13 protein-coding genes, 1 rRNA gene and 1 riboswitch are annotated in these 14,194 nt (G+C 42.3%); of the genes, 7 read left to right on the forward strand and 7 right to left on the reverse strand.

What is annotated here, in order from left to right; all coding sequences use genetic code 11:
* Positions 1-22 precede the first annotated feature (22 nt).
* Positions 23-1,565 (reverse strand): 16S ribosomal RNA (locus AACQ49_RS18015).
* Between the two features lie 617 nt (positions 1,566-2,182).
* Between AACQ49_RS18015 and purH the strand changes: the two genes are divergently transcribed.
* Both purH and purD read left to right on the forward strand, forming a co-directional pair.
* A complete protein-coding gene (gene purH / locus AACQ49_RS18020; RefSeq protein WP_004250094.1) occupies positions 2,183-3,772 on the forward strand; it encodes a bifunctional phosphoribosylaminoimidazolecarboxamide formyltransferase/IMP cyclohydrolase in 1,590 nt (529 codons plus the stop codon).
* Between the two features lie 12 nt (positions 3,773-3,784).
* On the forward strand, positions 3,785-5,074 hold the full coding sequence (gene purD / locus AACQ49_RS18025; protein WP_004249142.1) for a phosphoribosylamine--glycine ligase: 1,290 nt from the start codon (positions 3,785-3,787) through the stop codon (positions 5,072-5,074).
* 23 nt (positions 5,075-5,097) lie between these two features.
* Here the strand turns inward: purD and AACQ49_RS18030 are convergent, their stop codons facing one another.
* The 6 genes from AACQ49_RS18030 to nudC all read right to left on the reverse strand — a co-directional run bounded on the left by AACQ49_RS18030 (position 5,098) and on the right by nudC (position 9,544).
* A complete protein-coding gene (locus tag AACQ49_RS18030; protein ID WP_004246923.1) occupies positions 5,098-5,790 on the reverse strand; it encodes a DUF1481 domain-containing protein in 693 nt (230 codons plus the stop codon).
* Positions 5,791-5,804: 14 nt separating this feature from the next.
* Positions 5,805-6,077, reverse strand: a complete 273-nt coding sequence (locus tag AACQ49_RS18035) for an HU family DNA-binding protein (protein ID WP_004246922.1) — start codon at positions 6,075-6,077, stop codon at positions 5,805-5,807.
* Positions 6,078-6,267: 190 nt separating this feature from the next.
* Positions 6,268-6,858 (reverse strand): YjaG family protein, encoded by a 591-nt coding sequence (locus AACQ49_RS18040; protein WP_004246921.1) that lies wholly within the window; start codon positions 6,856-6,858, stop codon positions 6,268-6,270.
* Between the two features lie 74 nt (positions 6,859-6,932).
* Complete coding sequence (nfi, locus tag AACQ49_RS18045) at positions 6,933-7,601, reverse strand: deoxyribonuclease V (RefSeq protein WP_036900352.1); 669 nt, start codon at positions 7,599-7,601, stop codon at positions 6,933-6,935.
* Positions 7,594-8,667 (reverse strand): uroporphyrinogen decarboxylase, encoded by a 1,074-nt coding sequence (gene hemE, locus AACQ49_RS18050; protein WP_004249140.1) that lies wholly within the window; start codon positions 8,665-8,667, stop codon positions 7,594-7,596. The genes nfi and hemE overlap by 8 nt, the downstream gene beginning before the upstream one ends.
* 88 nt (positions 8,668-8,755) lie before the next feature.
* The gene (gene nudC / locus AACQ49_RS18055) at positions 8,756-9,544 is read right to left on the reverse strand and encodes an NAD(+) diphosphatase (protein ID WP_161778821.1); all 789 of its coding nucleotides are present in this window, start codon (positions 9,542-9,544) and stop codon (positions 8,756-8,758) included.
* A 147-nt stretch (positions 9,545-9,691) separates the two neighbouring features.
* On the opposite strand from nudC, the gene AACQ49_RS18060 reads away from it, so the two are divergent.
* From AACQ49_RS18060 to thiS, 5 genes are all read left to right on the forward strand, one after another.
* Positions 9,692-10,372 (forward strand): HAD family hydrolase, encoded by a 681-nt coding sequence (locus AACQ49_RS18060; RefSeq protein ID WP_071233709.1) that lies wholly within the window; start codon positions 9,692-9,694, stop codon positions 10,370-10,372.
* Between the two features lie 44 nt (positions 10,373-10,416).
* A riboswitch (TPP riboswitch) is annotated at positions 10,417-10,539 on the forward strand.
* Between the two features lie 131 nt (positions 10,540-10,670).
* Positions 10,671-12,623, forward strand: coding sequence for a phosphomethylpyrimidine synthase ThiC (gene thiC / locus AACQ49_RS18065; protein WP_004246916.1), 1,953 nt, complete (start codon positions 10,671-10,673; stop codon positions 12,621-12,623).
* Positions 12,607-13,254, forward strand: a complete 648-nt coding sequence (gene thiE, locus AACQ49_RS18070) for a thiamine phosphate synthase (protein WP_049199867.1) — start codon at positions 12,607-12,609, stop codon at positions 13,252-13,254. The genes thiC and thiE overlap by 17 nt, the downstream gene beginning before the upstream one ends.
* Complete coding sequence (locus tag AACQ49_RS18075) at positions 13,248-13,997, forward strand: HesA/MoeB/ThiF family protein (protein ID WP_004246914.1); 750 nt, start codon at positions 13,248-13,250, stop codon at positions 13,995-13,997. Before thiE ends, AACQ49_RS18075 begins: the two co-directional genes overlap by 7 nt.
* Positions 13,994-14,194: a sulfur carrier protein ThiS gene (gene thiS, locus AACQ49_RS18080; protein WP_004250087.1), complete on the forward strand. Its 201-nt coding sequence runs from the start codon at positions 13,994-13,996 to the stop codon at positions 14,192-14,194. Before AACQ49_RS18075 ends, thiS begins: the two co-directional genes overlap by 4 nt.

Genomic DNA, 14,194 nt, shown 5'->3' on the forward strand with positions numbered 1-14,194 from the left:
CACATAACACGTATCTCTTAGGTAAGGAGGTGATCCAACCGCAGGTTCCCCTACGGTTACCTTGTTACGACTTCACCCCAGTCATGAATCACAAAGTGGTAAGCGCCCTCCCGAAGGTTAAGCTACCTACTTCTTTTGCAACCCACTCCCATGGTGTGACGGGCGGTGTGTACAAGGCCCGGGAACGTATTCACCGTAGCATTCTGATCTACGATTACTAGCGATTCCGACTTCATGGAGTCGAGTTGCAGACTCCAATCCGGACTACGACAGACTTTATGAGTTCCGCTTGCTCTCGCGAGGTCGCTTCTCTTTGTATCTGCCATTGTAGCACGTGTGTAGCCCTACTCGTAAGGGCCATGATGACTTGACGTCATCCCCACCTTCCTCCGGTTTATCACCGGCAGTCTCCTTTGAGTTCCCACCATTACGTGCTGGCAACAAAGGATAAGGGTTGCGCTCGTTGCGGGACTTAACCCAACATTTCACAACACGAGCTGACGACAGCCATGCAGCACCTGTCTCAGCGTTCCCGAAGGCACTCCTCTATCTCTAAAGGATTCGCTGGATGTCAAGAGTAGGTAAGGTTCTTCGCGTTGCATCGAATTAAACCACATGCTCCACCGCTTGTGCGGGCCCCCGTCAATTCATTTGAGTTTTAACCTTGCGGCCGTACTCCCCAGGCGGTCGATTTAACGCGTTAGCTCCAGAAGCCACGGTTCAAGACCACAACCTCTAAATCGACATCGTTTACAGCGTGGACTACCAGGGTATCTAATCCTGTTTGCTCCCCACGCTTTCGCACCTGAGCGTCAGTCTTTGTCCAGGGGGCCGCCTTCGCCACCGGTATTCCTCCACATCTCTACGCATTTCACCGCTACACATGGAATTCTACCCCCCTCTACAAGACTCTAGCCAACCAGTTTCAGATGCAATTCCCAAGTTAAGCTCGGGGCTTTCACATCTGACTTAATTGACCGCCTGCGTGCGCTTTACGCCCAGTAATTCCGATTAACGCTTGCACCCTCCGTATTACCGCGGCTGCTGGCACGGAGTTAGCCGGTGCTTCTTCTGCGGGTAACGTCAATTGACAAGGGTATTAACCTTATCACCTTCCTCCCCGCTGAAAGTACTTTACAACCCTAAGGCCTTCTTCATACACGCGGCATGGCTGCATCAGGCTTGCGCCCATTGTGCAATATTCCCCACTGCTGCCTCCCGTAGGAGTCTGGGCCGTGTCTCAGTCCCAGTGTGGCTGATCATCCTCTCAGACCAGCTAGAGATCGTCGCCTAGGTGAGCCTTTACCCCACCTACTAGCTAATCCCATATGGGTTCATCCGATAGTGCAAGGTCCGAAGAGCCCCTGCTTTGGTCCGTAGACATTATGCGGTATTAGCCACCGTTTCCAGTAGTTATCCCCCTCTATCGGGCAGATCCCCATACATTACTCACCCGTCCGCCGCTCGTCAGCAAGAAAGCAAGCTTTCTCCTGTTACCGCTCGACTTGCATGTGTTAGGCCTGCCGCCAGCGTTCAATCTGAGCCATGATCAAACTCTTCAATTAAAAGTGTTTGATGCTCAAAGAAATCGAAAACTTAGCTTATTCATTATATGAATTAACTTGTTAGTCACTCTTCAAGACTTGATACATCTAATTTTTTAGAAGATATCGTCTCTGCGAGTGCCCACACAGATTGTCTGATAATTTGTTAAAGAGCAGTGCAACTGTCGCTGCCGTTTCCGGTCTTCTGCGTTGTTGCGAGGAGGTGCATTCTACATCTTCCTCATTCAGTGTCAAGCGCTAATTTATCAGGCTTTTCACTTTTTCTTTTGTTCTCTCAGCCGGTTCGCTTAGCGCCCTGTGCCGTGACAACGAGGACGCATTATAGGGAGTTTTCTGAGGCTGGCAATAGTTTTTTTAAGAAAAAAATTCGTTTGCTTAATTCCACAGCAAAACCCTTAGTTATACGCAGTTATCAACAATTTTATCCACAAGCCATCTTTTCCCACAAATTTAGCATGTCAAACGCAAACGTTTGCGTTATTATAATACCCAAATGAGTGAGATTGATTTTGTCTTCATCTTCTGAAATGTTAGTGGTGCAAACACAATTTCACTGTATCAACGTGACTTTTCATCACAATGACTACTGTTATACAAAAACCCAAGGGATAAAACTCATGCAACACCTTCGTCCTATCCGCCGAGCTCTTTTAAGTGTGTCTGATAAAGCAGGTATTTTAGAATTTGCGAAAGCGCTTGTAGAAAGAAATGTAGAACTTTTATCAACAGGAGGGACAGCGCGTCTATTAGCAGAAGCTGGCTTACCCGTTATAGAAGTCTCTGACTACACCGGTTTTCCAGAAATGATGGATGGTCGTGTAAAAACACTTCACCCTAAAGTACATGGTGGTATTTTAGGACGTCGTGGACAAGATGATACCATTATGGAGGAACATGATATTCGTCCTATCGACATGGTTGTTGTCAATCTTTATCCCTTTGCTAAAACAGTAGCTCGTCCCGATTGCTCATTAGCAGATGCTGTTGAGAATATTGATATTGGTGGTCCTACCATGGTTCGTTCCGCAGCAAAGAACCATAAAGACGTCACCATTGTGGTTAATAGCAATGACTATGAAAAAGTGATTGAAGAAATGGACAATCACCAAAACAGTCTGACTTTAGATACACGTTTTGATTTAGCCATTAAAGCCTTTGAGCATACCGCAGCTTATGACAGTATGATTGCGAACTACTTTGGCCAAAAAGTTGCACCTTATTATGGTGATACTTCACAACCATCAGGAACCTTCCCTCGTACCTTAAATCTTAACTATATAAAGAAACAAGATATGCGTTATGGTGAGAATGCTCATCAGCAAGCGGCTTTCTATATAGAAGAGAATATTGAAGAAGCCTCTATCGCAACAGCAAATCAATTACAAGGTAAAGCACTCTCTTATAACAATATTGCCGATACTGATGCTGCATTGGAATGCGTGAAATCATTTTCCGAACCAGCTTGTGTTATCGTGAAACATGCAAACCCTTGTGGCGTTGCTATTGCGGACACCCTCACACAAGCATATGACAATGCATTTAAAACTGATCCAACTTCTGCATTTGGCGGTATTATCGCTTTCAATAGAAGCTTAGATGCAAAAACAGCAAGTGCCGTTATAGAGCGTCAATTTGTCGAAGTCATTATCGCGCCTTCTATTAATGAAGATGCTCTACCTATTTTAGCAACCAAACCTAATGTTCGTGTATTAGCCTGTGGTGAATGGCAAGAAGCTAAACCTGCACTTGATTTCAAACGGGTTAACGGAGGCTTATTAGTACAAGATCGTGATTTAGGTATGGTTAAAGAAGAAAACCTAAGGGTTGTCACGCAACGCCAGCCTAGTGAACGAGAATGGAAAGATGCGCTATTTTGCTGGAAAGTTGCAAAATTTGTGAAATCCAACGCAATTGTGTATGCCAAAAATGACATGACGATTGGCATCGGTGCGGGCCAAATGAGCCGTGTCTATTCTGCTAAAATAGCAGGGATTAAAGCGGCTGATGAAGGTTTAGAAGTAGCAGGTTGCGCCATGGCATCTGATGCATTCTTTCCCTTTAGAGATGGTATTGATGCGGCAGCTATGGCCGGTGTAACTTGTGTTATTCAGCCAGGTGGTTCTATTCGTGATGATGAAGTAATTGCTGCAGCTAATGAACACAATATCGCGATGATTTTTACTAACATGCGTCATTTCCGCCATTAATAAGGGATTGCTATGAAAATTTTAATCATTGGTAATGGTGGTCGTGAACATGCACTAGCTTGGAAAGCAGCGCAATCTCCTTTAGCAACCCAAGTGTTTGTTGCCCCTGGTAATGCAGGAACAGCATTAGAACATGGCGTACAAAACGTCGATATTAGTGCCACTGATATTGCCGCATTAGTTGCATTTGCCCAACAAAATCACATTGATTTAACCATTGTGGGGCCTGAGGCACCATTGGTAATTGGTGTAGTAGATGCGTTCAAACAAGCGGGGCTCATGATTTTTGGCCCCACCAAAGGTGCGGCACAACTAGAAGGTTCGAAAGCATTTACAAAAGATTTTTTAGCCCGCCATCATATCCCAACGGCAGCTTATCAAAACTTTACTGAAATAGCGCCTGCACTTGAATATCTCCATAAAGTTGGCACACCTATTGTGATTAAAGCGGATGGCCTAGCTGCGGGTAAAGGTGTCATTGTTGCCATGACACATACCGAAGCAGAAAATGCGATAAAAGATATGTTAGCAGGTAATGCTTTTGGTGATGCAGGACACCGTATTGTTATTGAAGAATTTCTTGATGGAGAAGAAGCCAGTTTTATTGTTATGGTGGATGGTGAAAATGTACTTCCAATGGCAACAAGTCAAGATCATAAGCGCGTCGGTGATGGTGACTCAGGCCCAAACACCGGCGGAATGGGGGCTTATTCTCCTGCACCGGTTGTTACTCCTGAAATCCACCAGCAAGTCATGGATAACATCATTTATCCAACTGTCAAAGGCATGGCTGCCGAAGGACATCGCTATCAAGGTTTTCTTTATGCAGGCTTAATGATTGATAAGCAAGGTATTGCCAAAGTCATTGAGTTTAACTGCCGTTTTGGCGATCCGGAAACGCAACCTATTATGATGCGCATGCAATCAGACTTAGTTGATCTCTGTTTAGCGGGTGCAAAAGGCGAACTAGCCGGTAAAGACTCCATTTGGGATCCCCGCCCCGCTTTAGGTGTTGTAATGGCCGCCGGTGGCTATCCTGATAACTACCGCCAAAATGATATTATTGAGGGACTAACAGCAACATCTTCTTCAACAGCTAAGGTATTTCAAGCAGGAACAAAATTAACGGTTCAAGGTGAAGTTGTTACAGCAGGAGGCCGAGTATTATGTGCAACTGCTTTAGGGGAAGATATCGAACAAGCTCAAAAGAATGCCTATGCTTTAGCCAAAAGTATTCACTGGTATGGCTGTTTCTATCGCCATGATATCGGCTATCGTGCCATTGCGCGTTTAAAAAAGTAAGTTAAAACAGCAAAAGGGAGTGATCACAAACTCTCTTTTGTTGGTTCCCATTTACAAAAATCGTGTTCTGCAACCATTAACAACTGGTTACCTTCGGGGGAATCCAGCCAAGCAACATAAGCGGGACGAGTTAGATGCTGTGTTCTACGTTTTAGCCAACGTTGTTCTGGTGCTTCAAATGATACATTCACTTTTTCACCCGCACATGTTGTCAATGTATCTTGATACCAGGTTCCTTGAACTAACTTTACCTGACCTATCGCCAATGCCTTACTGATCTCTCGTTCTCGACTGGCTGCAAATACCATTTTTAAACGTTCATCTTCTGTTAATGGGCGCTTTTGTCCTTGATACTCTTGTTGCATAAAGATAACTTCGCCACGTTTATTTAAACGTAAATGCCAAGAGGAAGGATGGGAGGGATTAACGATTTCACTGCGAATTTGCCATAATCTATTTTGGCGGTACTCATAAAAAGTGACAACAGTTTCAGGCTTTTGATAAAAGCTATAGACACTCATAATCACTTGAGGCTCTGATGTTTTGTTATTTAAACGCCAAAGCCGCACAACCCCTTCATCTGCAATATAGCCCGTTGCAGAAAATTCGGGTAGTTGTGGAGAAGAAGAGCAGGCGCTGAGCAAAAAAGAGAACCCTATTGCTAACAGCCCCTGTCGTCTCAACAAAAGGGGAGCAACTCCCCCTCTATTGTTCATTCCGTTCAAAGGAATTATTTTACTGCGTCTTTCAGTGCTTTACCGGCAGTAAATGCAGGAACGTTAGCTGCTGCAATTTTAATTTCTTTGCCAGTTTGAGGGTTACGACCAGTACGCTCTGCACGGTGATTCACTTTGAATGTACCGAAACCAACTAACTGGACAGAATCACCTTCTTTCAGAGCACCTGTTACTGAGTCGATAAACGCTTCAATAGCAGCTTTTGCCTGAGTTTTTGTCAGATCCGCTTTTTCAGCAACTGATTCGGTTAATTCAGCTTTGTTCATAAAATAGTCCTTAAAGTATGTTTTATCGTTTGAAAAACATCTGGTGAAAAAACTTAATTCATCTTTTTTAGAGAGTCAGTTAAGCAAAACACCTGAGCCACTTCTTTTCGTACCCAATGTAGAACATACACGGGGGTAATGTGAAGTCTTTAAACGTCGCTTTTCAAGCACTAAATCACGTTTTTCTGATTTAGTGCGTTAATTCTATACCGATATTGCTCATTCCAGATTCGCGCAGGTCTGTACGCAGACCTTTTATTAGTTCAATATCTCTTTCTTCGCACTCAACAAGTAGGCGATAAATTTCCCATTGAATATCGAACTCTTCAGTGACCGCAGCAAGAGATTTTAATTCTTCTTCAGACATTTCTCTTTCTGCTTGTGTCATTTCAAGTGTAGCAACAGTTCCAACCGAAATTTTGCTCACTTCAATAGCATGACTGAGTGACTCACCACTTAAACGAGAATGAATAAGCTCACTCAGTGCCACACAGGCGTCGATTGCAGGATAGACACCATAAATATCAAACTGAGATGCATCAGGAATAGCTTCTTCTAATTTCTCTAATTGAGAATCAAAATTCACCTTCGCATCTTTTACCGTTAAAGTTTCCCAAACTAGATCGAGAATACGACGATACAGGGTTGGATCAGTAAATCCTGTTTCGCGACAAAATACCTGATAATTTGGATACATTCTCTCACACAGGCACGCCATAAACGTTAAGTGTTGCCAACTTTCAAGCTTTTCTAAACGTAAATGGATTGGGTTCTTCAACATTAGTGATTACTCATTTTCTTAACTTAGCCGCAGTTTACCTGAAAATTGAAAATATCCACATATTTACCGCCGATTTAGAGCTTATTCTTATTCAATTGCTCAAATAATCGCCTATTTGAGGCAATACCATCGGCCCAACGAGTCGGTTCAGGTAATCGATATCCATTTATACAGCGTTTTACCCACGCTAATGCACTCTCCATACTCACTTTATAGCCTGGAGAAATATATAAAGGTTTACATCTTTTTTTACTACGATAAATCCAACCTAACTGCTCATTCTTATCCATTAATTTTTCCGTACTTCCTACATCGTCGTCTAATTTTTTATCATCACCACATAAACGACTTTTTGCCACACCGATGGTTGGAATATCGGCTAAGAGTCCAAAATGACTTGCCACCCCTAACCGTCTAGGATGTGCGATCCCTTGACCATCAACAAAAACAAGTTGCGGTTTTTGCTTGATGCCCTGCCAAGCTTCTAATAACGCGGGACACTCACGGAATGAAAGGAGTCCGGGAATATAAGGTAGTAATGTTGCAATACGGGCTATTTGATATTCAACAATTTCAAAGGAGGGATAATGCATAACAACAATAGCGGCACGAGTGACCGCACCGCTATTTTCAAATCCGACATCAGCACCTGCAATATAAGTTGGTGCCATAAATTGGTCGGTTAAGATAATCTGTTGAGCTTTCTCTGTCTGCTCTTGACGTAATTGCTGAGTATTAATCATTATCCTGATGATAAGGCTTCGATAGACGGTGAACCGCATCAATAAATGCTCCAGCATGCGCTGGTGGAACATCTTGATGAATACCGTGCCCAAGATTAAAGACATGACCAGTACCTTTGCCAAAGCCAGCTAAAATCGTAGCGACTTCTTGTTCTATTCTTGCTGGTGGCGCATACAACATAGAAGGATCCATATTACCTTGTAAGGCAACCTTATCACCGACTCGACGGCGAGCATCTTCGATATCAATCGTCCAATCAAGTCCTAATGCATCACAACCTGTGGCTGCCATCGCTTCTAACCAACGCCCACCACCTTTAGTAAATAAGGTGACCGGAACTTTTCTGCCCTCATTTTCACGAATAAGACCATCAACAATCTTATGCATGTATTGTAATGAGAACAATTGATAATCGCGTCCTGTTAGCACACCTCCCCATGTATCGAAGATCATGATGGATTGTGCCCCTGCTTTAATCTGAGCATTCAAATAAAGGATAACGCTATCCGCCAGTTTATCCAGTAATAGATGCAGAGCTTGTGGCTCGCTATACATCATTTTTTTAATTTTTGTGAACGCCTTACTACTTCCACCTTCAATCATATAAGTAGCTAGTGTCCATGGACTACCTGAAAAACCAATTAATGGCACATTACCTTGCAATGCATGACGAATAGCACGTACCGCATTCATGACATAACCTAGTTCATCTTCCGGATCGGGAATAGGTAATTTTTTTATATCATCAAGGCTATTTATCGGTGTTTTAAAACGAGGACCTTCCCCTGTTTCAAAATACAAACCTAATCCCATCGCATCAGGGATAGTTAAAATATCAGAAAATAGGATAGCGGCATCTAAAGGAAAACGTCTTAAAGGCTGTAAGGTAACTTCGCATGCCAATTCGGTATTTTTGCACAATGAGATGAAGTCTCCCGCCTGTGCTCGTGTTTCCTTGTATTCAGGAAGGTATCTGCCTGCCTGACGCATCATCCAAACAGGGGTGACATCAACAGGTTGGCGCAACAGCGCACGTAAATAGCGGTCGTTTTTCAACTCACTCATGTCTAACTCCATTAATAGTAATAGGGCCGCAAAATAGCGTGTAGTGTAACATGTTGGAAAAATAACAGTTGGCAGGCAACACCTTTATTTAGCTATTTTCTTCATCTTGTCTAATATTCGCTATCGTATCTTCTATTAAACGTCGCGCAATAGTATCAGAAGGTGGTATTTGTGGTAACTCATCATAGCGATACCATGCTGCACTGATTAATTCCGAAGGATCATGTCGTAATTCTCCCCCTGCATAATCGGCAAGAAAACCCATCATAAGAGAATGAGGGAAAGGCCATGGTTGTGAAGAAACATAACGAATATTGCGAATATGAATATGACTTTCTTCAAAAACTTCGCGAGCTACCGCATCTTCTAAGCTTTCCCCTACTTCAACAAAACCAGCTAAAACGGTGTAGAGTGGTGAATGTTTATGCCTAACGTGGTGTGCTAATAGAATTTTATCTTTATTACGAATACCAACAATAATACAAGGTGCTATTTGTGGGTAATAACGCTCATGACAGTTATCACATAAACATGCCCATTCACTCTCACTATGGCGCATTTTAGCCCCACAATAGCCACAAAACCGATGAGAACGATAAAATTCAGCAAGTTGAACACCACGACCGACTAATTTAAATAACTTTTCATCTTGTTGAGATGCGATAAGCCTTGGTGAACACATATCGCTTTCCATTTTGTCATAAATCAGCCAGACATTTTCTCCTTGCCATTCCCCAACAATTTTGGCTTGTTTACCCACAAGTCCCCAATCTGTTGCTAAACCAAATGGAAGTTCACCTTTGGGTAACCAAACTCGGCCGCCTAGGCTGACTGTCCACCAGCCTTTTTCACCACCTGTTAGCGTATATAAATGCATAGTAATAATTCTATCTTAGTTAATGATATACAATAGAGGATACTCTCTTTCACAAGAGCCGCTCAATGAATTATGTCGCTACGCCAAAATTCATCTATACCTCCATGGTAAAAATATAAATTATATTTATAAATAAGGTTCACTCGAATGACAAATATAACGAAACATAAGATCGCTATTTTTGATTTAGATGAAACACTGTTAGCCGGAGATTCTAGCTGTTTATGGACAAATTACTTGTGGGAGAAAAAGAGAGTCACTGATCCTGCTTTTTTAGCTTTAGATAAACAAATGATCGCTGACTATTACGCAGAAAGGCTCAATATAAATCAGTACTTACACCAACATTTATCTTATTTTAATCAGTATGGCATCGAAGAAATAAATCAATGGGTTACTGATTTTACTCATACCATAATCAAGCCATTGCTCTATCCCCAAGGCATTAATACCATAAACCGATACCGACAACAAAATATCCCCGTTATCATTATCTCTGCAACTATGTCTTTTCTGGTACATGCGATTGCAAAACAACTTAATGCTGATATTTCTATGGGCATTGATATGCAGATAAAAAATAATCATTATACAGGCCATATTGAGGGTATTCCTACCTTTAGAGAGGGTAAAGTCACTCGACTCAATCAGTGGAAAGAACAAAACAACATTAATAATTCTTATATTTATTTCTATACTGACTCAGCCAACGATCTCCCTTTATGCTATCAAGCAAATGAGGTTATCACCATTAACGCCGATGAAAGATTAAGCCAAATAGCAACAGAAAAAGAATGGCAACAGTGCTACTGGCAGTTAAATAAATAATCATTATCGGGCTTGTAGTTTTTAAGATCTTTAATATACTGTGGGCATTCTTGTCGGAGTGCCTAGTGTTTATAAGGCTATTTTAAACACAGGCTGAGACCGTTAATTCGGGATCCGCGGAACCTGATCGGGCTAATACCCGCGAAGGGAACAAGAGTCATTCGACCTTTAGATAGCTTCATTGTGTCTATTTTTTACACTCTTATCTGTCGATACTCCCTGCGACCTCCAGACAAGCATTTTTCTCAATATTCACCCGACAAGCCTTGTGCTTGATTGATATTTATTAGGAAATGCTATGTCCAAAAATCAAACTATCTCTATTAAAGATGTTTCGCCCACTGCGAATAAACAGCGCCCACGTAAAGAACAACGCGATGCAGCGCAATCCTTTATTAGCACTATTCAAGGTATTAATTTTCCCAATTCAAAACGTATTTACATCACTGGTACTCGTTCAGATATTCAAGTGCCAATGCGTGAGATCCAACTTGATAAGACCCTAATCGGTGGCTCAAAAGAAGATCCTATTTTTGAAGAGAATGAACCTATTCCAGTCTATGACACTTCAGGGCCTTATGGTGATCCAACTTCTCAACTTGACGTTAATCTTGGCTTAAAAAAAATTCGCCAACCATGGATTGATGCGCGTAATGATACCGAACCTCTTTCACACTTAAGTTCTGATTTCACTCAACAACGCCTTACTGATGCAGGATTAGAACATCTACGCTTTCCGTTAAAACCCAGCCCTAGAAAAGCGCTAAATAATAAGAGAGTGACGCAATTACATTACGCTCGCAAAGGTATTATTACGCCAGAAATGGAATTTATTGCCATTCGAGAAAATATGGGGCGAGAACGTATTCGTAGCGAAGTATTACGCCAACAACATGCCGGATTTAGCTTTGGTGCACATTTACCTGACAATATTACGCCTGAGTTTGTACGCCAAGAAGTTGCCGCCGGCCGTGCCATTATTCCTGCCAATATCAATCACCCAGAATCTGAGCCGATGATTATTGGCCGTAATTTCTTAGTTAAGGTGAATGCTAATATCGGCAACTCTTCGGTTACCTCATCTATCGAAGAAGAAGTAGAAAAACTGATTTGGTCAACACGTTGGGGGGCCGATACGGTAATGGATCTGTCAACTGGACGTTATATCCACGAAACACGTGAATGGATCATCCGTAATAGCCCAGTCCCTATTGGTACTGTTCCTATTTATCAAGCTCTCGAAAAAGTTAACGGTATTGCAGAAGATCTCACTTGGGAAATGTTCCGTGATACTTTATTAGAACAAGCGGAACAAGGGGTAGATTACTTCACTATCCATGCAGGTGTCCTATTACGCTATGTTCCTATGACCGCAAAACGTTTAACGGGCATTGTCTCTCGTGGTGGATCAATTATGGCGAAGTGGTGTTTATCACACCATAAAGAGAATTTCCTCTATACCCACTTCCGGGAGATTTGCGAAATCTGCACCGCTTATGATGTTTCATTATCATTAGGTGATGGTCTAAGACCCGGCTCTATCCAAGATGCTAACGATGAAGCACAGTTCGCTGAATTACATACCTTGGGTGAATTAACAAAGATTGCTTGGGAATATGATGTACAAGTCATGATTGAAGGCCCAGGTCATGTACCAATGCAGATGATACGTCGCAATATGACGGAAGAACTAGAGCATTGTCATGAAGCCCCCTTCTATACATTAGGCCCTCTAACAACTGATATAGCACCGGGCTACGATCATTTTACTTCCGGTATTGGCGCTGCAATGATTGGCTGGTTTGGCTGTGCCATGCTCTGTTATGTCACTCCGAAAGAGCATCTCGGACTCCCCAATAAAGAAGATGTGAAACAAGGTCTTATTACTTATAAAATCGCCGCCCATGCTGCTGATCTTGCCAAAGGACATCCCGGCGCGCAAATTCGTGATAACGCCATGTCTAAAGCCCGTTTTGAGTTTCGATGGGAAGATCAATTTAATCTAGCACTTGATCCTGAAACTGCCCGTCAATATCACGATGAAACCTTACCTCAAGCATCGGGGAAAGTCGCTCACTTCTGCTCTATGTGTGGACCTAAATTCTGCTCAATGAAGATAACACAAGAAGTGCGTGATTATGCAGCAGGTATGGAGCAAATGTCACAAGCCTTTAAAGCCCATGGTAGCGAACTATACCACAGTGCAGAAATAGCCAGTTCCGAGGTAGCTGATAATGAACAGATCCTCTAATTCGGCTTTTGCCCCAACCGAAAAAAAGTTGGGGCTTTACCCTGTTGTCGATTCTATTGAATGGATTGAGCGCCTGTTGAAAATAGGTGTAACAACGATCCAATTGCGCATCAAAGATAAACAGCCCAAAGATGTTGAACAAGATATAATCACTGCAATCAAATTAGGCCGTGAGTATAACGCAAGATTATTTATCAATGATTATTGGCAACTCGCCATTAAACATCACGCTTATGGTGTTCATCTTGGACAAGAAGATCTCGACATTGCCGATCTTGATGCTATTAAACAGTCAGGTTTATGCCTTGGTATTTCCACCCATAATGACACTGAACTACAAAGAGCAAAAAGGTTACTTCCCTCTTATATTGCTTTAGGGCATATATTTCCAACGACGACGAAAGATATGCCATCAAAGCCACAAGGTTTAAGAGCACTCAAGTATCAAGTAAAACAAACTCATGATTTTCCAACCGTTGCTATTGGCGGGATCTCTCTAGAAAAAGTCTCTGATGTCGTAGCAACTGGCGTTGGTGGAGTTGCTTTAGTGAGTGCAATAACAAAGGCATCAGACTGGCAACAGGTAACACTTAAATTATTAGAATTAGTAGAGGGAAAACCATCATGCTAAATGATAATGATTTTATGCGTTATAGCCGACAAGTGATGTTAGAAGATATAGGCTTAGAAGGGCAAACCAAAATACAGCAAGCCAGAGTATTAATTATTGGCTTAGGTGGGTTAGGCTCTCCAGCATCACTTTATCTAGCAGGTGCAGGAGTGGGTGAACTTATTTTAGTCGATGATGATAATTTGCATGTCTCGAATTTACAGCGTCAAATTCTCTATCGCACTCAAGATATCCCGGATGCAAAATCAGACATCGCCAAACAGGCTCTACTTGCCTTAAATCCTGACATTAAAATCACCACCTATAAACAACGTGTTAATGATGATTTTCTCTCTACGTTGCTTCAAAACATCGATTTAGTTTTAGATTGCACTGATAACATGAGCACTCGCCAAGCAATCAATCGTATCTGTGTTAAACAACAAATACCGCTTATTAGTGGCAGTGCCGTTGGATTTAGTGGTCAGCTGATCGTGTTTGAGCCCCCTTTTATTCATGGTTGTTACCACTGTCTCTATCCTGATAACAAAGAGCCACAACGCAATTGCCAAACAGCTGGAATTCTAGGCCCCGTTGTAGGGGTCATTGGTACTCTGCAGGCACTTGAAGCAATTAAGTTACTTGCAGGTTTACCAAGTACGTTAAGTGGAAAACTACGTCTGTTCGATGGTAGAAAACAAAATTGGAGCACCTTGCGCTTAACACCATCAAAAAACTGTCCTGTTTGTCGAGGGTTAGCATGAATATTACCGTAAATGACGAACGTTATTCTCTGGATATGCCTGTCACGATAAGCCAGCTCCTTATTGAGTTAAAACAACCTTCTATGGGGGTGGCACTCGCTATCAATGACATCATTATTCCACGTGAAAACTGGAATACACAAATGATCAATGAGGGTGACACAATTCTTCTCTTTCAAGCAATTGCGGGAGGCTGA

The sequence above is a fragment of the Proteus sp. G2675 genome (genome assembly GCF_963886535.1).
In the GTDB taxonomy this organism is placed as follows: Bacteria; Pseudomonadota; Gammaproteobacteria; order Enterobacterales; family Enterobacteriaceae; genus Proteus; species Proteus mirabilis.

What these genes read in the sequence shown, in the direction of transcription:
- purH (WP_004250094.1), top strand. Translation starts at nt 2,183, where the DNA reads ATGCAACACCTTCGTCCTATCCGCCGAGCTCTTTTAAGTGTGTCTGAT.
- purD (WP_004249142.1), top strand. Translation starts at nt 3,785, where the DNA reads ATGAAAATTTTAATCATTGGTAATGGTGGTCGTGAACATGCACTAGCT.
- AACQ49_RS18030 (WP_004246923.1), bottom strand. Translation starts at nt 5,790, where the DNA reads ATGAACAATAGAGGGGGAGTTGCTCCCCTTTTGTTGAGACGACAGGGG.
- AACQ49_RS18035 (WP_004246922.1), bottom strand. Translation starts at nt 6,077, where the DNA reads ATGAACAAAGCTGAATTAACCGAATCAGTTGCTGAAAAAGCGGATCTG.
- AACQ49_RS18040 (WP_004246921.1), bottom strand. Translation starts at nt 6,858, where the DNA reads ATGTTGAAGAACCCAATCCATTTACGTTTAGAAAAGCTTGAAAGTTGG.
- nfi (WP_036900352.1), bottom strand. Translation starts at nt 7,601, where the DNA reads ATGATTAATACTCAGCAATTACGTCAAGAGCAGACAGAGAAAGCTCAA.
- hemE (WP_004249140.1), bottom strand. Translation starts at nt 8,667, where the DNA reads ATGAGTGAGTTGAAAAACGACCGCTATTTACGTGCGCTGTTGCGCCAA.
- nudC (WP_161778821.1), bottom strand. Translation starts at nt 9,544, where the DNA reads ATGCATTTATATACGCTAACAGGTGGTGAAAAAGGCTGGTGGACAGTC.
- AACQ49_RS18060 (WP_071233709.1), top strand. Translation starts at nt 9,692, where the DNA reads ATGACAAATATAACGAAACATAAGATCGCTATTTTTGATTTAGATGAA.
- thiC (WP_004246916.1), top strand. Translation starts at nt 10,671, where the DNA reads ATGTCCAAAAATCAAACTATCTCTATTAAAGATGTTTCGCCCACTGCG.
- thiE (WP_049199867.1), top strand. Translation starts at nt 12,607, where the DNA reads ATGAACAGATCCTCTAATTCGGCTTTTGCCCCAACCGAAAAAAAGTTG.
- AACQ49_RS18075 (WP_004246914.1), top strand. Translation starts at nt 13,248, where the DNA reads ATGCTAAATGATAATGATTTTATGCGTTATAGCCGACAAGTGATGTTA.
- thiS (WP_004250087.1), top strand. Translation starts at nt 13,994, where the DNA reads ATGAATATTACCGTAAATGACGAACGTTATTCTCTGGATATGCCTGTC.